The 18,280-nt window shown below is 57.9% G+C and carries 14 protein-coding genes and 1 pseudogene; 8 read left to right on the plus strand and 7 right to left on the minus strand.

Translation table 11 applies throughout. The annotated features are described in order from the left end of the window. Nucleotides 1-570: 570 nt before the first annotated feature. The 6 genes from SPHS8_RS19020 to SPHS8_RS19045 all read right to left on the minus strand — a co-directional run bounded on the left by SPHS8_RS19020 (nt 571) and on the right by SPHS8_RS19045 (nt 3,575). Entirely contained in the window at nt 571-1,269 is a 699-nt protein-coding gene (locus SPHS8_RS19020) for a spermidine synthase (RefSeq protein WP_201516756.1), read from the minus strand. Nucleotides 1,270-2,001: 732 nt separating this feature from the next. After that, nucleotides 2,002-2,337, minus strand: coding sequence for a DUF6481 family protein (locus SPHS8_RS19025; RefSeq protein ID WP_201516757.1), 336 nt, complete (start codon nt 2,335-2,337; stop codon nt 2,002-2,004). Between the two features lie 70 nt (nt 2,338-2,407). Then, complete coding sequence (locus SPHS8_RS19030; protein ID WP_201516758.1) at nt 2,408-2,614, minus strand: cold-shock protein; 207 nt, start codon at nt 2,612-2,614, stop codon at nt 2,408-2,410. Nucleotides 2,615-2,884: 270 nt separating this feature from the next. Next, the gene (locus SPHS8_RS19035; protein ID WP_201516759.1) at nt 2,885-3,040 is read right to left on the minus strand and encodes a hypothetical protein; all 156 of its coding nucleotides are present in this window, start codon (nt 3,038-3,040) and stop codon (nt 2,885-2,887) included. 41 nt (nt 3,041-3,081) lie between these two features. Then, complete coding sequence (locus SPHS8_RS19040; RefSeq protein ID WP_201516760.1) at nt 3,082-3,264, minus strand: hypothetical protein; 183 nt, start codon at nt 3,262-3,264, stop codon at nt 3,082-3,084. Between the two features lie 92 nt (nt 3,265-3,356). Continuing rightward, on the minus strand, nt 3,357-3,575 hold the full coding sequence (locus SPHS8_RS19045) for a hypothetical protein (RefSeq protein ID WP_201516761.1): 219 nt from the start codon (nt 3,573-3,575) through the stop codon (nt 3,357-3,359). Nucleotides 3,576-4,040: 465 nt separating this feature from the next. Here SPHS8_RS19045 and SPHS8_RS20530 point away from each other — a divergent pair. The 4 genes and pseudogenes from SPHS8_RS20530 to SPHS8_RS19060 all read left to right on the plus strand — a co-directional run bounded on the left by SPHS8_RS20530 (nt 4,041) and on the right by SPHS8_RS19060 (nt 7,481). Further along, nucleotides 4,041-4,379: pseudogene (locus SPHS8_RS20530) on the plus strand (hypothetical protein). Nucleotides 4,380-4,610: 231 nt separating this feature from the next. Continuing rightward, nucleotides 4,611-4,931 carry a DUF485 domain-containing protein gene (locus SPHS8_RS19050; protein WP_201516762.1) on the plus strand — a complete coding sequence of 107 codons (321 nt, stop codon included), beginning with the start codon at nt 4,611-4,613 and terminating at the stop codon, nt 4,929-4,931. Further along, nucleotides 4,928-6,631, plus strand: coding sequence for a cation acetate symporter (locus SPHS8_RS19055; protein ID WP_201516763.1), 1,704 nt, complete (start codon nt 4,928-4,930; stop codon nt 6,629-6,631). Before SPHS8_RS19050 ends, SPHS8_RS19055 begins: the two co-directional genes overlap by 4 nt. Nucleotides 6,632-6,806: 175 nt before the next feature. Further along, nucleotides 6,807-7,481, plus strand: a complete 675-nt coding sequence (locus SPHS8_RS19060) for a CDP-alcohol phosphatidyltransferase family protein (RefSeq protein ID WP_201516764.1) — start codon at nt 6,807-6,809, stop codon at nt 7,479-7,481. Nucleotides 7,482-7,650: 169 nt separating this feature from the next. Here the strand turns inward: SPHS8_RS19060 and SPHS8_RS19065 are convergent, their stop codons facing one another. Next, nucleotides 7,651-7,956 carry a hypothetical protein gene (locus SPHS8_RS19065; protein ID WP_201516765.1) on the minus strand — a complete coding sequence of 102 codons (306 nt, stop codon included), beginning with the start codon at nt 7,954-7,956 and terminating at the stop codon, nt 7,651-7,653. A gap of 63 nt (nt 7,957-8,019) precedes the next feature. Between SPHS8_RS19065 and SPHS8_RS19070 the strand changes: the two genes are divergently transcribed. The 4 genes from SPHS8_RS19070 (at nt 8,020) to SPHS8_RS19085 (ending at nt 18,189) form a co-directional block, all read left to right on the plus strand. Then, on the plus strand, nt 8,020-8,238 hold the full coding sequence (locus tag SPHS8_RS19070) for a hypothetical protein (RefSeq protein ID WP_201516766.1): 219 nt from the start codon (nt 8,020-8,022) through the stop codon (nt 8,236-8,238). Nucleotides 8,239-8,866: 628 nt separating this feature from the next. Beyond that, a complete protein-coding gene (locus tag SPHS8_RS19075) occupies nt 8,867-11,326 on the plus strand; it encodes a TonB-dependent receptor (protein ID WP_201516767.1) in 2,460 nt (819 codons plus the stop codon). Nucleotides 11,327-12,424: 1,098 nt separating this feature from the next. Beyond that, nucleotides 12,425-14,662, plus strand: coding sequence for a glycoside hydrolase family 3 N-terminal domain-containing protein (locus SPHS8_RS19080; protein ID WP_236575270.1), 2,238 nt, complete (start codon nt 12,425-12,427; stop codon nt 14,660-14,662). A gap of 122 nt (nt 14,663-14,784) precedes the next feature. After that, nucleotides 14,785-18,189 carry a glycosyl hydrolase gene (locus SPHS8_RS19085; RefSeq protein WP_201516769.1) on the plus strand — a complete coding sequence of 1,135 codons (3,405 nt, stop codon included), beginning with the start codon at nt 14,785-14,787 and terminating at the stop codon, nt 18,187-18,189. Nucleotides 18,190-18,280: the final 91 nt, after the last annotated feature.

The raw sequence follows: 18,280 nt of genomic DNA on the forward strand, positions 1-18,280 counted from the left end.
TCTTGTTTACCGTACAAAGGCCAGATCTCGATCCCTAGGTCCGGAACGGCAGCTATTCAATATACGCACCTCAAGTCTGGCCGATATCCGATTTTCCGGTTGTGGATGCAAATGCGGGTATAGCTGCCAGTCGCATGCGGTTATCTTTATCGCTACAGTGAATAGCAATCCAATGGATCGCTATCGGCCGACTATTTTGGTGAGATCCCTTTGCTTTCGATGATCTCGCGAATTCGGGCGGCGAGCGCCTCCATCTGAACGGCTCCCCCGGGATGCTGAAGCATTTCGTGCCCGGATGAAAAACAAACTAATATGGGGCGAAGTCATCCGATCGCCGTCGCATATCGCGCGGCAGCTCCCCCTTACCAGCTGCGGAGATAGGCCATGGATAAGATCAATCGTCTCCAATCTCGCAAAACGAAAGCGCTGAAGGAGGCATCGGCGTCATCTTGTTCCTTAAAGAGGAACGGGCATGAAGTTCACGCCCATGCTCTCCGGAAACTCATCAACGTAATCCGTCGGGAAGCACTGGAGGGAGCCAAGCGACTTCGCCCCTGACGGGAAGCCGGATTAAGGCCGCTTTGAAGCAAGCCATACAGTGTGGATTGTGTTTTCTCCGTCGACCACCGCTGCTACCTCAACTTCATCCACATCAAAACCGTTGCTTTCGAGGCGTGCGACAAATGCATCGTCGCTATAGGCCGACCAGATCGCCAGAATGCCCCCCGGCTTGAGCGCTGCATGGGCCGTGCGCAGCCCCCAATTGCAATAGAGGCGTTCGTTCGCAAGATGGATCAGCCCGTCAGGGCCGTTATCGACGTCCAACATAATGGCGTCGAACCTAGCTTCGGCGCTGGCAATCACATCATGAACGTCGGCCAGTTCAAGGACGACACGGGGGTCGGAGAGATAATCATGAAAGAGATGGGACAAAGGGCCTTTCGCCCAGTTCACGATCTCAGGGATGAGTTCTGTTACCATGATCTCGGCGGTGGGCGGCAGTGATCGCAAAGCAGCGCCGAGCGTGAAGCCCATGCCCAAACCACCGATGAGAACCCGCGCATCTCCTTCGGTGACGCGCTGACACGTCAGAGTGGCAAGCGCTTCTTCCGAATGACGAACCTGGTTTCCCATCAGTTCGTTATTGCCGAACCTGATGGAGTAGTCCTGACCGCGGCGTAAGAGGCGCAGCCGGCCTCCGTCAGGAAGCTCTGCCATGCCGATCAATTCGACCGGGATGGTCGCGCATTCGTCAGACGATGCCAACATGGCTTATTCCTCTAGTGCTACGGCGCGCGTATGAGGGCGCCGGCCGCGATCCTCCATCCTCAAGATGAAGATAGTGTCAGGTCCAATTTCTGGTGCGCCGTCAAAAGCTTCACTTAGTGGCAAACTGCCCGGGCTCGGCCCTGAACACGAGGCGCGCGTGGCTTCTGACGGCAGCCGCCGTCTTGAAGCTCTCCCCCTGCAGGTGAGATGTCACGAGAGGATAGCCCTGTGAATTAAACCGTGTTTCCCGGACGGTGAGCCGGAAATTTCCATCTTGGTCCTTTGTGATGAGGAAGGGAGCGACTTTTTCTCGGCTCATGGGGGCTCCTAAGTAGTTGCGAAAGGGCAGCCTGTCGGGCTGCCGGTATATTCACGTTCAGCCAAGCATCGCCGCAACAATCTGCTTTAGCTCACTAGTGGACAAAACCGCCGCTCGGGCCCGGACGGGCCGCGGCACAGATCCCTGGCTAAAAGGCAGATGAAGGGTGGCGCGTCTATTGGTCGGAAACATAATGTTCACTTTATAACCTCGCGGCGTACGCCGCATTATTCGTGGTTCAAGCGCTAAGGGTCGCAGTGATGCGAGCCTGAAGCGGGTAATGACGGACAGCTTGCAGCCGAACCGGGCAAATTAAACGGCCCAACATGTTCGATTATGGCAATGTCCACATGCAGGTGGGCTCCAGAATCCTTCTCCGGATTTCCGCTTCAACATAGGTGCAGGCGGCGGCGTCAGGATGACGCACGCTTCTTCCGCGCGAGATACCGCGCATCGCGTGCAGCCTTTTGCTCAGCTTCCGTAAGGACAGGCTTTTGCCGTGAGACATTCGCAGCGGCCGCTTCAAGCGCCTGCGCCTGTTTCGCAGCCTTTTGTTCCTTGGCCATGAGCAAAGCCTTCTGGCGCTTTTCACGCGCAGCGGCCTCTTTGGCCTGCCGGAGTTCCGCCTTCGCCACCGCAGCGGCTTGGTCTACGGGCGGTTTGTTGCGCAGTTGCTGGAGACCCGCCGTCCGAGCACGTGCCGCTGAGGCGATACGCTCCTGGAAGGACGGCTCTTTATATCTTTTCATGCAGGGAAATGTCCTGTGTTCAAGCAGTGGCCTGAGGCCGCCGGGCAGCGTCAGCCGCCCGGCGCCGTTTTCAGGCTGCCTGGAGATTGGCAGCCGAGGTCTTACCGCGGCGGTCCTGTTCCAGATCATAAGTGACGCGCTGATCCTTTTCGAGGGTGCGCATGCCCGCCTGTTCAACGGCAGAGATATGGACGAAAGCATCACTGCTGCCATTTTCAGGAGCGATGAAGCCATAGCCCTTGTCGGCATTGAAAAATTTGACTGTTCCGGTGATCATGCTCGGTCTCCTTGTCGCATGTCTTGGAAACGCACGACCATTCGCGCATTCCGGCTTAAAAGAGGCAATGTAGGGACAAGGGAGAGCCGAAGCGGCCCGACATCCGTCAAAACGCGACGTTCAGCAAGGTTCTGATAGCACAATTCGAAGGAAATGCAAAATCGAGCTAGGCGGATCAAATACACCATCGATCGAAACCTGCTGCGGCGCCAACTATTACAAAGTTGGCATGGCGCTAGCGTGGGAATTGGCCACCCACCCCCATTCTATTTACTTCGGGAGCGCCGCTTCATCCCGCTTGGCCTGCGCGATCGCATCGTTCAAAGTTGAGTATCGCCAGTCACGATGATGAAAGCAATATACAGGCACCTTGGTGATGCCATAGCGAGCCATGAGTTCGGTTTCGTCTGCGGGTTCCACAGCCATTTTTCTATCCGATCGTCACAAGCAGGGGTCAGCTGACGAGATCACTGACGGCCGCCAGCCGGGGGTTGGGCGAGGAGCTTTACTGCATTTTCCACCGTTGAGTATCCGGTCGGATCGGCGATCGCCAGATCGAGCGGCCTTGCGCCCAAGGACACGTTGTGGGTGTTCAGAAAGCGGATTGCCTCCTTCTGGCCGAGGAGCACGAATGCAAGGTGAGTGATCAAGCCCTGCCGCCTTGCCTGTTCGGGAGAGACCTTCGTCTCGCGACTGACGAATGCTCGCCTTCGGGGGCGCGCCGGCGCCGTTGCATCTCTTGTCATGCGGGGACAGCCAGGCCTGCTATGGGGACCAATCGATTCGCCCAGGGCGACCAACCCGCCGAAGCGGGCGCGTTCTTCGAGGAGAGCAGTTCAAAGATTTGACCGCCAACAAGTCCGGCGGCGCACAGATATTTGCGCCGGGCCGACTCGCTAAGCGCGCCAGCGACACGCATCAATGAAACCTGGTGTTCGGAATAGAGTTGATTGAGATCCATGTGCGAATTCCCTGGTAAGCGGGAGCGCGATAGTCTCTCAGTCAAGGACGCCTACATTGCTTATGCCCTTGATGGTGTTCATATAGGAGATAAATAAAATTTTGCAAGAGCGCGCGTGTTCGATCATTAAGAAAAAATAGCAGTCATATCTGTTCAATATTAATTTGTAGACTATTTAGTCGATATTATAATCCTTGATGATATACTTTGCTCATTGGCCGGTTTATCTGTGTAATAGCAGCCAATTTTCATGAGCTCTCTTCTTACCGTATGGGACTAATCGCCGAGCAGTTGATCTGACGCAGCTAACAAGCGGCGTTCATTGGTTGGCTTGCCGGCGGTGGGGACGCCCGTCAAAAATCTCGCCGCCATATGTTCGGTGCCAAGACTGACGTCGAGAAGGGCGACCGACGGTAATTCGATCGTTAACAAGGCGGCGCTTCTCTGACCGTAGCCGCGGGGCCAATGACCCGCCGCGAGCGTTCGAAACTCGACCCTTATGACCATCTCCCGCAAGAAAAAGAGGCGTGGGCAGCGCCGTGCTCTGCCGGCTTTGTGGTCGACCGACCGGCTAGACCATCGTCTGGCATCGCCCAGTGCCCAAGAGCCGCGGAGGCCGCGATGTCGTGCCGATGCACTCGATCTGCCAGCAGACGCGGATTGCCCAATCACCAATTTCGAACTCCATGCCACGGGATGGAGGTGGCGGGCCTGGGGGATAATCCGAACATGCGCAAATTATTGGACTGGGTGACTAACAAGGATCCGGACTTCACGGCGACGATCGCTAAGAAGCAGCGCTGAAGGACCCGCTGCCTTGCTGAGCAACTGTTGAACGACCGATTCCAAGATCGGGCTTCCCGCAAACTGAACGTCGCGAAGTGGCGCTTAACTGCTGGACGGCTTTCCTCTGAGCGAATGGAAGGTTGTGGCGCAAGCTGCCGTTCTACACCCGATCGACGAACGGCGTATGTTGGTCGAGCTTGCAATCCCATGCTTCAACCCTATCGTCACGCAACAAAGGGGGGTGCGGGAATGACCGATGGAGAGGAAGCGGCGCTGATTTCGGCTATAACAGCCGACACCCGCTATGTGATGTTGGTAAGACGTCGTTCGCGGCTCAGCTGGTGGCTGTCGGCAATAATCTTCCTTACCTTCCTAGGATATTTGATGCTGATCGCGTTCGACAAGGCGCTGCTGGGAACGCCCATTGCGGGAGGCGTTACGTCTCTTGGTATTCCGGTCGGCCTTGGCGTTATCCTGCTCGCCGTAGCTCTGACTGCCACCTACGTCGTCTACGCCAATCGCCATTTTGACGCATCTATGGCGAAAATTCTGAAGGATCATGGTGCATGAAGGCTGCGTTGGTTGCCCTCACGTTTTCATTGATCTTTCTGTCGGCACCAGGTTTTGCTGCGGCGCTCGAGGGGGAAGCTCAGCGTCAGCCGATCAACTGGGTGGCGATTGCCATGTTCGTGGCCTTCGTCGGGCTGACACTTTGGATTACCAAAGCCGCCGCCGCGAGAACCCGCACTGCGTCGGATTTCTATACGGCTGGCGGTGGCATCACGGGCTTTCAGAACGGCTTGGCTATGGCTGGCGACTACATGTCGGCCGCCTCTTTTCTCGGCATCTCGGCACAGATTTTCAATGATGGCTATGACGGCCTCATCTACTCGACAGGCTTCCTAGTCGGTTGGCCGATCCTGCTCTTCCTGATGGCGGAACGGCTGCGGAACCTGGGCCGATATACCTTCGCTGATGTGGCGTCCTATCGCTTCGCCCAAGCGCCGGTTCGCAGTTTCGCCGCGATCAGCACGTTGCTGGTTGTCAGCTTCTACCTGATTGCGCAGATGGTCGGGGCCGGACAGCTCATCAAGCTCCTGTTCGGTCTCCCCTATACCGTTGCTGTGCTGATCGTGGGAACCCTCATGATGCTCTACGTGCTGTTCGGGGGTATGCGCGCCACGACGTGGGTCCAGATCATAAAGGCGGTGCTGCTGCTCGGCGGGGCGAGCTTCATGGCGTTCATGGTCATGGCGCATATGGGCTTTTCATTTGAGGCCCTCTTTGCTCGCGCTGTAGAGGTGAAAGCAGGCGCCGCGCTAGCAAAGGGGGTGGACGGAGCTGAAGCTGCGGCGCAGGGCCGCTCGATCATGGCGCCGGGCAACTTCATCAAGGATCCCGTTTCCGCCATTTCATTTGGCCTGGCGCTGATGTTGGGTACTGCGGGCCTGCCTCACATTCTCATGCGCTTCTTCACCGTTCCTGACGCCAAGGAAGCGCGCAAATCCGTGCTCTGGGCTACGGGCTGGATAGGCTATTTCTATATCCTCACCTTTATCATCGGCTTCGGCGCGATCGTGCTCGTCGGGACTGAGCCCAGTTATCTAGACGCAGAAGGAGCGCTGCGGGGCGGCGGCAATATGGCCGCCATCCATCTCGCGCACGCAATCGGCGGCAACGCCTTTCTTGGCTTCATTTCAGCGGTCGCCTTCGCAACTATCCTAGCTGTCGTGGCCGGGCTTACGCTGTCCGGAGCCTCGGCAGTGAGCCATGATCTTTATGCCACCGTATTTAGACACGGCAACGCTACGTCCGCAGACGAACTCCGCATGTCACGTCTGACCACCCTGGCGCTTGGCGCACTGGCGGTGCTGTTGGGCCTGGTGTTCGAAAAGCAAAATGTCGCTTTCATGGTCAGCCTGGCCTTCGCCCTAGCAGCTTCAGGGAATTTTCCGGTGCTTATTCTCTCACTGCTTTGGAGCGGATGCACTACACGCGGCGCTGCATGTGGCGGCACAATCGGGCTGCTCACTGCTTTTGTGCTCACTTTGCTCTCACCAGCAGTGTGGACCAACACCTTCGATCTCGGAACTGCGCCATTCCCCTATAGTTCAGCAGCGATCTTTTCAGTTCCTGCGGGCTTCATCGCAATTTGGCTGATCTCGCTATTCGATCGTTCCCGGCGCGCTGCGATCGACAAGACGGGCTATCCTGCGCAACGGGTGCGGGCGGAGACTGGCATAGGAGCTTTTTCCGCGAGCGATCACTGATACTTTCGCGACGTCGGGCGCGGCGAGTACCGGCATTAGCGACAGCTTCAATTCTGCTCGTGAGGGTCCGCTTGGTCGTGGATTGCAAATTGACATGATCTACCATGCGTTTGACGTCTAGCGGGAGGCGCCATTCGTACGTTGCCCCTCGAAGCCGATGGCCGCATAAGGGCCTATGACAATCGAGTTACAGAACGTCGCCTCACTATCCAGAGTCCAAGAAAATTGGCTTGCCGCGAAGGAACGGCGGTTACTCAACTGGCTCTGCGCCCAAATGCCCCCATGGGTCACGCCTGATCGCCTCACCGCTTTGGGCATGATCGGCGCGGTTATGATCTTCCTGGGCTATGTCGGGAGCTCATCCTGGTTGCTGCTCGCCATCGCGGGCTATGTTGTCCAATGGTTTGGGGACTCGATGGATGGTAGCATTGCGCGCTTTCGCCGGATCGAACGTCCCTCCTATGGCTATTTCATCGATCATAGCTGCGACGGCTTCGCGACGCTGCTGATTCTCGCTGGGATCGGTCTCAGCCCTTTTGTTACCATGGACGTCGCCGTGGTGGCGCTGGCCGGCTATCTGTTGCTGTCGATCCATGCCTATCTTTCCGCTCGCGTGTTGGGAGAGTTCAAGCTGTCCTATCTGGCGACTGGCCCCACTGAATTGCGGCTGATGCTGATCGGGCTGACGGTGATGATGATGGTCCTGGGCTCTGGTCCAGGATATTTCGGTGTCCTGTCGGGATGTGACCTGTTCGTAGGTACGATAGCGCTTATCCTGATCCTGCTGTTCGTCATCCAGACGTTGGTCACGGGACGGCGCTTAGCCCGGTCTGACCGGGGAAATGACTGACATGCGAACCGGCGCGGATATTGCTGCCCCCATGATCCAGTTTCTGATCGACGGCGAAGCACGAATGGCAAAGCGGACGGGGCCGCACCTGGAAACGGAAAATCGGCAACTGAACGGCCGCAAAGGGTCGGTTTCGTGGTGTGCGCAACGCCTTGGGTTTGGGACTTTGCTACTGTTCAAAAGTGAAGACCGGAATGTCAGCTCTTTTCCCAAGCAGACATTCGGCGTTTGCCTCAGTGGCATCGCAGAGCGACAGTAGCTGGCCGATCCGGAACGGCAGCTTGGTGACGGCCGACTCAGGAAAGCTGCCATGGCCCGCTGAAAACGCCGCCCAGCACAAGCGACCAAAGGCGGACATGAGCCGACTATAGCGGGCGGCCGCGGAGAACCCGACACGCTCCGGCAAATTAGAAACCCCGGCCCCAGCCTGCACTTGCAACGTCGCCAGAGTGGGAAGGTCGATCGCGTCAGCCATGCTGATAAATGTCGACCGCATCGACTTTATGGACGCGAATTTTCAGATCAGTCCGCTAAGGTGATGGACCAAGCTAATTCACACGCGGCTGCTGACAAGCTGCGTAACGCAGGCGCGCCGCTCGGGGCGGTGGTGGGCGCACTGCTTCTTGATGAAAAGCTACCGCTGGCAAAATGGCTCGGCATAGTCGGCATTGTCGCCGCGTCCATCGGTACCACCATTACATCAAGGAAGCGCGCGAACGATGGAGCCCAGAAACGAGAGCATCTTCTGGAGAACTGATCGCCGAATAACCAGACAGTCCGCTAACCACCCACGATCGACTTTCCTGATGGCCGCCGACATCCTCGATCACCTCAACGCCGTCTGGCCGCTCTCCAGGGCGGGCAAGTTGGTGCCGGGTATTTGTATTCAGGGTGGACAGCGAACGGCAGGAGGCCTCGGCCGCCAATGTGCCCAACGAGGCCGCTTTCGGGCTTCGATTTGATGCTCTGGGTGCCACGCAGCGGGCGCTTCGTCCCCTGTGGTTTGGTTAAAGGCCGCCGAGCAAAGTGTGGATGTTGAGACACACATCTGGAAAAAATGTTACGAACGGTTCCCATGCGAGCCACCTGAGTTGACCGGGCTATGCCACTCTTAATAGATGTTCAGAATGAGGCGGCCGATAAGAACCTGCATTCGAAGAGGATGTATCAAATGAGCGGCTTCGCGAACTGCCGATGTTTCTCCGGTGCTGGGCTTGCTTCAGCACAGGGCGATGGCTGTTCTGTCGCGGGTGGAAATCCTCTAGTTCTTAGCACTATTATACATATCCAACAAAAGATGGCTTAAGAATGCCACGTTAACGACCTAGGTGTGGGTTGCAAACGAGGCTCCATATCTAATGGAGCTGATCAGAGGGAGGAATGCATTGAAAAAGCAATTGAAGCGCAGTCTCATGCTGTGTTGCGCTGCCAGCGCTGTCATGATGCCAGCTTTGGCGTATGCCCAGGGGCAAGGCGCGGCTCCGACCACCCCCAGTCAGACGCGGACTGAAGGTGAAGGTGCAGTCACGACGACAGAAATCGTTGTTACTGCCACTCGTGATGCACGTAGTCTCGTTGACGTGCCTATGTCTGTGAATGTCGCCACCGGTGAGCAGCTTGAAAAACTGCAGCTGTTCGACACAAAGGATGTGCAGCAGCTGGCTCCAGGCCTTGAATTAACGAACACTTCTGGCCGTAACAATACGACCACCCTTCGCGGTATTTCCTTTGACCCAGATTCAGGCGTTGGGCCCACTGTCCAGACTTACGTCAATGAAGTGCCCGCTGACGCGCAGACCGTCTTCACCGCTTTGTATGACATCGGGCAAATCGAAATTCTTCGCGGTCCGCAGGGTCTTGAACGTGGCCTTCCTTCGCCCGCTGGCGCTATCACCATTACTACGCGCCGTCCTGTTTTTGACGAGATTACAGGCTATGCACAAGCCAGCGCGACAGACGACAAGGGGTATAACTTTCAGGGCGGCGTGAGCCTGCCATTTTCGGAAAAATTTGCAATCCGCGTTGCTGGCCTGGTCGATCATAACCAGATCAATCAGGTTAAGAATATCAGCAATGGCGACCGCTCACGGTCAACCACAATGAGCGGCCGGGTAACGCTCGGCTTCAAACCGAGCGAGGCATTCACTGCCTATCTGACATACCAATATCTTGAATCGGACGCACGGCAATATGCGCAGGTCGTGGGCGCAGGCTCGACAGGCGCAGCAGGCACGTCAGGCCCGGCCTTAGGTGTCGATGATTATGCATCGGTCATGGAAGGCCCGGCCCGGTTCAAGAACCGGTCTCATCAAATTACCTTCAACGGCCATTGGGATATGGGACCCGTTTCGCTGGATGCGCTAGCTGCATATCAGTATTCCAAACTGGACCAGCAACGTGATCAAGACGTCGCCAATGCTATCCCTGGCTATACGGCCGTTCAGCACGTCGAGACACCGTTCAAGGTGCCTACCTTCGAGCTTCGGCTTTCGACAAACGACGATGGTTCGCTTGGTGGTGGCGTGGGCGCTTTTTACCAGAAGCAGACTGGCACAACCAGAGTGGCACAGCGGGCAGACAACTTCTTCACGGCATTTGCGCCCGCGTCCTTTGGCTTGTTCTTGCCTATTGGGGTAGATGTCATCGTTCCAACAGATGTGGAAACCTGGTCTGTCAACGCGTTCGGACATGCCCGTGTTGGTAGTCTGAAAATCGAAGGCGGCTTGCGGTACACCAAGATCAACAACACACTTGTGAGCGACGTAATCATCAACTCGCCTGGATACCCTGGGCTCCCGCTTTTCGGTATCCCTGCCATTGATCCTTTCACGGTAACTCAGAACGGTATTCCAGCGGGGCTGAGCAATCGGAATACGGATGCATTCACTGGTGGCGTCAACCTCACCTATGAGGTCAACGACGACTTGAACATCTATGCAGCCTATAATCGTTCATTCCGCGCGGGTACCGCAGGCGTGTCGGTGCCTGTAGGGGTGTCGAACGATCTCATCGTAACGGATGACGAAAAAACCGACGCGTTCGAGATAGGTGCGAAGGGCTCGGTCTTTGACCGTAAGCTTAATTTCGCATTCGCTGCCTTCTATCAGAAAATCGACGGCTTCATTTCGCGTTTTGCAGGTATCACTTATGACTGCCCCAATCTGCCCGCTGAATTTGGCGGTGGATGTGGTCCGGTGCCCCCGGCTTCGCCTGTTGGCACCCCAGGCGATCGGGTCAATGACGGCGGATTTGACTTCAATTATAATGGTGATGCAACGATCAAGGGCGTCGAGTTGACCCTTGATGCACACCCAACCACTTACTGGGACTTTTCGGTCAGCACCGCCTATGTGAAAGCGCGCTATGCCAATGATGCCAGGCTGCCATGTAACGACTATAACGGCGATGGAACACCAGATGCGGAAGGGACACCGGCAATCACCGGTCCTGGCAATGTGAGCTTCTGCAATATAGACCGCTTGTCAGATACGCCGAATTTCAGCCTGTCAGCCAACACCGAGCTGCGTTTACCGATGGATGGCTCTTTTACTCCCTTCGTGCGGGGATTGATAAACTATCGCCCAGGCGTTTATTCGCAGCTGAAGAACTATAGATATCAAAGTCGCACTATCCTGAACGTTTATGCGGGCGTCCGCAGCGACGACGGGAAGTGGGAACTGACAGGATTTGTCAAGAACCTGCTCAACCAGAAGCGGATTACCGATATTTCAGCAGGCATCGCGCAGACGGCGGCTGCTGACGACACCGCATTTGTCTCGGGCTATCGCACGATCAGTGCGACTGCCCCCCGTGAATTCGGCGCTTCACTTGCGTTCCGCTGGTGAGCTGATCAGAATTTACGATATCATAAAAATAAGTGGCCGTCACAGTATAGTGGCGGCCATTTTTTCAACCGTTAGCCAATGCATGGCTCACAGATTGCTCCAATCTATCCCTTATGGCCACTCAAGCACGGTCGTGGCCAGTGGCCTGTCGTAGCCTCCAACTGCACAGATCGGAAGATCAATTGGACTCCTACCCGCGAGACGTCTGTTATTTACTAGACAAGTCGGGTTAGATCATATATTACTTACTCCCCCAGAGGTTCTCCAATTAAGGGAGGATCATGAGGGTCGGCTGGAAGCCGGCCCTTTTTTTGATATCATCACCTCAGGTGGTGTTTAGGTAACCCAAGCGACGCGGGGAGAAGGACCGGTTTCGGCGTCGACGGATATTTCAGCCTCCGCGCCGGAACGGTCTGAGCTGGTCGGAGACCGCCGAAAGCGAGGGCGGCGATTTGATACTTCCCGACAGGTCGGCTTCTGAGCAGCGCCAGCGGGATAACGGACCGATCCTCAGACCGGTTGCTGATGTGAAGAGCATTTGCTGCTTCCTGCAACAGCCGCAGCATCAGCGGACAGCGACGGGGCGACTTCGTTCGTGCTTGTTGCACCGCAATGCATCAGATTTAAGAGCTAATACAAAGCCAACTTCTGATTGCATCTGGTTTCTGTTCGGAACTGGGTCATTAACCGGGAGCGAACGATCATATGCAGCGCCCGCGCCCTCATCGGGCGCTGGCGCTCAGATACTTAACCTCCGACATGATATCGAACCGATACACCGTACATCCTGGGCTCCCCATAAATGTAGGAATTAAAGCCGTTCTGATAGGAAAATGCTGAAGTGTCAAATCAGGTCAAACAAACTGCGAGGTTATCAGTGCCATTCCACATCTCGCTCTTTCCTCAGTCGGGAGGCCGCTACGATCGCTCGCCTCACGCCGTTCCATGACGGCTCACGTTCAGGCAAAGTTGCATGGCCGAAACGCTGCAGGGAATGACTGGAAGCACGTTATTCACGCGGTGACGATCGCCAGCCTGGCCGCAGTAGGAGAGACTTGAGCTGCCATGCCCTTGACCCTTCAGCGTCGACATCTTCTTATGCATAGCGCCGCGACGCTTGTGCTGGCGGCAATTCCGGTCGACCTGTCCGCAATCAGGATCAGTGAGGAGGCGGACAGGCGTTTTGTCAAAAGCTTGCTCCGGCGGATGACCATCGAGGAGAAGGCGGGGCAACTCTCGCTCTTTACGGCTCCTTTCGCCACGGAAGTCAATCCAGTCACCGGGCCGCCGCCGCGCGTCAAAGAGGTGCAGGCTATGGTTCGCGCAGGCGGGGCTATTGGTTTCTTCGGCTCGCACGATCCGGCTTTCCTTCGCTCGCTCCAAAAGATCGCAGTGGAGGAGTCGCGGCTGCGCATACCGTTGATCTTTGCGGGCGATGTCATCCACGGCCTGCGTACAATCTATCCCACACCCTTGGGCGAAGCTGCCAGTTTCGATCCGGACCTCTGCTATCGCACCGCGCGCGCTACCGCGCAGGAGGCCAGTGGATTCGGTCTGCACTGGTTCTTCGCACCGATGGTCGACGTGGCGCGGGATCAACGCTGGGGTCGGGTAACCGAGGGGGCAGGCGAAGATCCATGGTTGGTCTCTCGTCTTTCGCAGGCGCGGGTGCGCGGTTTCCAAGGGCCTGATCTCAAAGCCGAGGACGGGATGCTCGCATGCCCCAAGCATTTCGCGGCTTATGGCGCGGTCGAAGGCGGCATGGATTATAATAGCGTCGAAATTTCCGACGTAGCGCTGCATCAGGTCCATTTGCCCCCCTTCAAGGCGGCATTCGATGCAGGCGCCTTGTCGGTCATGTCCGCCTTCAACGACATTGGCGGCGTGCCCTCCACCGGCAATCGACACTTGTTGACTGATATTCTACGCGGTCAGTGGAAGTTTCCCGGGTTGGTGGTATCCGACTATGAGTCCGAAAAGGAATTGGTCGCGCACGGCTTTGCCGAGGAGGAGGAAGACGCCGTCATCAAGGCGCTGACCGCCGGGTGCGACGTGTCCATGCAGAGCGGTTTATACAACAAGCATATTCCTGCGCTTGTCCGATCCGGCCGCTTGCCAATCCGCATCGTCGATGAGGCGGTACGGCGCGTGCTGCGCGTGAAGCAGGCGCTGGGACTGTTCGAAAACCCCTATCGCTCGCTTTCACCCGACCGCCGTGCGCAGGTCGAGGGCACGCCCCCCATGGTCGCGCTGGCGCGGGAAGCGGCGCGAAAATCCATCGTGCTGCTGAAGAATGAGGGGGACCTTCTTCCCCTGCCGAAATCGGGCAAGTCCTTTGCTTTTATCGGCCCCTATGTGTCGGACACTGTCCACGCATTTGGTGCGTGGGCAGCTACGGGCGACAGCAGCAAAGTCGTGACGCTTGAGGAAAGTGTGCGCTCCACGCTGGGTGCAGACGCACGAATATCCTTTACGAGAGCGTGCACCCCGACACAGCCGATCGACGGCGGCATCGACGCCGCTATCGCGGCTGCGACCGCAGCCGACATTGCGGTCCTGTTCGTGGGCGAAAGCACGACGCGCAGCGGTGAGGCTGCGTCGACCGTGTCCATCACCATTCCGTCCCACCAGCAGGCACTAGTGGAAGCGGTGGTGGGAACGGGCAAGCCAACGGTCGTCCTGCTCAAACATGGTCGCGGCCTGGCGCTGACCGGCGAATGCCTGAACGCACAAGCCATAGTTGCGACCTGGTTCCTTGGTTCGCAAACCGGGCACGGCATTACCGACATCCTGTTCGGCGATCACGCGCCCCAAGGCCGATTGCCCGTCAGCTTCCCGCAGTCGGCCGGGCAACAACCTTATTATTACAATCATCGTCCGACCGGACGGCCCCAGACGAATCCATCGCAAAAATCTCACAAGGCGCGCTATCTGGAAGTGTCGAACGAGGCGTTGTTCCCCTTTGGTCATGGCCTGGGATATGCACCCATATCCTACGGGCCCACCCAATTGGATCGCGATACCGTCCACAAGGGCGAAACATTATTGGTGCGCGCCACCCTCACCAACAGCGGAAAGCGTACCCAGCGCGAAGTAGCGCAGCTCTATATTCATGATCGCGTCGCAAGCATCACGCAGCCGGTGCGCGTGCTGCGCAACATCCAGCATGTCGATATCGAGGCAGGGCAAAGTCATATGGTAGAGTTCGAGTTACGGTCGGAAGACCTGGCTCATATCCACGAAGATCTTGCCAACGAAGCCGATGCCGGATTGTTCGACATCTGGATTGCCCCTGACGCGACCCGCGGCATTTCAGCATCCGTGCGGCTGATATGATGGCTATGCCTGATCATCGCTCCGTCCCTTCAGCGGATAGACCTTGCCGGTCCGAAGGGCATAAATTCTTGAATTGATAATGGTGGACGTCTCGATCTGCATGAAAACCTTGGGAGGATAGTTTGGCACGTTTTTCGCAGATGAAGCTTGGGTCCTGCGCGCTTGCCCTCGCTTTGCTCTATTCTGGCGGAGTGTCCGCACAGGACATCGCAATCGATGCATTCCAGACCCCGCCTGCTGCCGCAAAGCCGCGCGTATGGTGGCACTGGAACAGCGGCCAGATCAGCAAGGCTGGCATTGATGCCGATCTATCCTGGATGCAGCGCATCGGACTGGGCGGGTATCAGGCGTTCGACGTCGATGTAGGCGCACCCCGCGTGATCGAAGCGCCGCTGAAATATATGAGCCCGGAGTGGAAGGACGCCTTCAAATACGCCGTGGATGGCAGCATCGCGCGAAAGCTGGACATCGGCGTGGCGGGGTCTCCCGGCTGGAGCGAAAGCGGCGGTCCCTGGGTCAAGCCCGAACAGGCCATGAAGAAATATGTCTGGAGCGAGACCCGGATCGAAGGCGGCAAGCGCTTCACCGGCAAGCTGGCGCAACCGCCCGGCACCGCCGGTCTGTTCCAGAACAACGCCAGTATCGACCCGCGCAACAGCATGTCATTTTATCGGGATGCCAGGGTGGTCGCGTTCCGGCTGCCTGCGCACTATGCCCTGCCGCGCCCGGTCGCCACGGCAAGCGGCGGCACTTTTCCTGTCGAGCAGATGATGGATGGCGATGTCGTCCGGACGACCGAATTGACCGCCGCGACTCCGGGTGGCGATTCTTGGGTGCAATATGATTATGGCCGACCGGTGACGGTCAGGGCCATCGCGATCGCGACTGGAGGCTATGCCTCCATGGGCGGCGCAGGCGGGGCCGGGCTCGGCCCGAACGTGCGGCTGGAAGCAAGCGACGACGGCCGCGTGTGGAAAATGGTGAGCAATCTGGAAAGCGCTGGCCCGCAGCGCACGACATCCGTGCTCGCAACCACGGCGCGGCTGTTCCGGATCGTGGTTCCACCGGCCGCGAGGCAAGAGGACAAAAAGGACGCCATCCTGAATGTGGGCGGGGGGCCTGGAGGTAAACTGCTGATTTCGGAACTCGTGCTCCAGGGTGCGCCGATGATCAACGCTTGGGAGAAGAAGGCGGGATTTGAGGTTTCGCACGATTATTACGCACTCGCCACGCCTGCCGGAGGAAGCGCGGTGCGTGCCGCCGATGTGGTGGACCTGACGAGCAATTTGCGGCCCGATGGATCGTTGGACTGGACCGCGCCGCGTGGGGAATGGGTCGTGCTGCGCTTTGGCTATTCGCTGACGGGGCAGCATAACGCCCCGGCTCAGGAAAGCGGCGCAGGATTGGAGGTAGACAAGCTGAACGGCGCGGACGTCTCCAGCTATATCACTCAATATCTGGATAAGTACCGCGACGCGAGCGGAGGTCGGCTGGGACCGTCCGGCGTCAGCAACATGATATTCGACAGTTGGGAAGCCGGAACGGCCAATTGGACGCCCGCCATGTTGGAGCAGTTCAAGCGGTTGCGCGGTTATGACGCAGTCTCCTATCTCCCTGCGCTGGCGGGCTATGTCGTGGACAGCGCGGAAAACAGCGATCGTTTCCTTTGGGATTTCCGTCGGACGCAACAGGAATTGCTGAAGACAGAACATTATGACCGGCTGAGCGCGGAGCTGCATAAGGTGGGCATGATCCGCTACGGCGAATCCCATGAGGGTTCACCCCATGTCATTGGGGATGGGATGGAAATGAAGGCGTCGGCCGACGTGCCGATGGCGGCGCTGTGGGTCAGGGGCGCGCCCGGTGAATTCCAGGCCCGTCCCTTCGCCGACATCCGGGAATCTGCTTCGGTTGCGCATATCTGGGGCCAGAATCTGGTGGCCGCGGAATCGCTCACAGCAGCCGGGGCGCCATGGTCCCTCTCGCCCCGTGTGCTGAAGCCCTATGCCGACCTGCTGATGCTGGCCGGGGTGAACCGTTTCATCCTGCATAGCAGCGTTCACCAACCGTTGATCGGCAAGGCGCCGGGCCTGGTGCTGGGGCCATTTGGCCATTGGTTCAACCGCAACGATACATGGGCTGAGCAGGCCGGACCTTGGATCAGCTATTTGGGCCGCGCTTCCCACCTGTTGCAGCAGGGGCAGGCCGTCAACGATATCGCCATTTTCTATGGCGAGGGCACGTCGATCGTCGCTCTGTTCGGTGATGAGCCTCCGGCCATCCCGAAAGGTCTGCAATATGATTATGTCAACGCCGATGCGCTGAAGAACCGCATAAGCGTCAAGGACGGTCGCCTGGTGACGGAAAACGGCATGTCATGGCGGCTGCTCTACATGAGCGGGCAGGTGCAGTGGGTGACGTTGCCCACGCTGGAACGGTTGCGCGATCTGGTGCGGGGGGGCGCGGTGCTGGTGGGCGAGCGCCCGCTTGGCTCCCCCAGCTTGAGCGACGATCCGGCCAAGGTTCGGACCGTCATCGCTGAACTCTGGCCGTCATCGACGGGCGTGGCCAGGATCGGCGCAGGCAGGGTCTATGCAGCCAAATTGCCAGACACCGCTTTGGCCGGGGAGAAGATCGCGGCCGATTTCGAGCTGATCCAGGGGGCAGATGCGGACATCCGCTTCCTTCATCGTCATGTGGGCGATTCCGACATCTACTTCGTCGCCAATCGCAAGGATCGTGCGCAGACGGTGAAGGGGTCATTCCGCACGGCAGGCAAGGCGCCGGAACTATGGGACCCCGTCACGGGCAAGGCGAGCCCGGCCAGCTACCGAACAGAAAATGGCCGCACGATCGTCGACATTCCCTTCGATCCATTCGGCGCGACCTTCGTCGTCTTCCAGAAAGAGGGACCAGAAGCCCGCGCGGTCCCAGCCGTTACATCCGAGCAGTTGGCCGATATGTCGGATGGTTGGTCGGTCGCTTTCCAGCCGGGACGGGGCGCACCGGCCAAACTGGCGCTGGGGAAGTTGCGGGACCTCAGCAAGGAATCCGACCCAGGCGTTCGCTATTTTTCCGGCACGGCCAGCTATACGAGAAGTATGAACATTCCCGAATCCTGGCTGAACGGCGCGCGCTCCATCAAGCTGGATCTTGGCCAGGTGGAAGTCATTGCAGAAGTGATGGTCAACGGCCGGTCGGCGGGGATCGCATGGACGAAGCCCTACCAACTCGATATCTTACCCCTGCTGAAGCAAGGCAGGAACAAGATAGAGGTTCGGACCAGCAATTTGTGGGTGAACCGGGTGGTAGGCGACCGTCAGCCCGGCGTGACCAAGCGGATCAGCTTCACTGCAGAAGATGCGCCCAGCTTAGGGTTTAAGCAGCCGGTGACGGTGTTCGATACGATCGGTGCCGGGGGCAAGGCATTCGGCGCCACCCCATATGACGCTGATACTCCGTTGCCATCGTCAGGCCTGATCGGCCCGGTACGCCTGATCCGGGAAAACATCGCTGATGGAAGCTGATGTGACTTCGGTTTCTCCTCCGAATTCGGTTAGCTTCCGGCTCCTTGGGAGGACGGAGGACGACGGAGATTATCTCGTTATGGAACGGTTG

The sequence above is a fragment of the Sphingobium sp. S6 genome, assembly GCF_905120495.1.
GTDB lineage: Bacteria > Pseudomonadota > Alphaproteobacteria > Sphingomonadales > Sphingomonadaceae > Sphingobium > Sphingobium agri.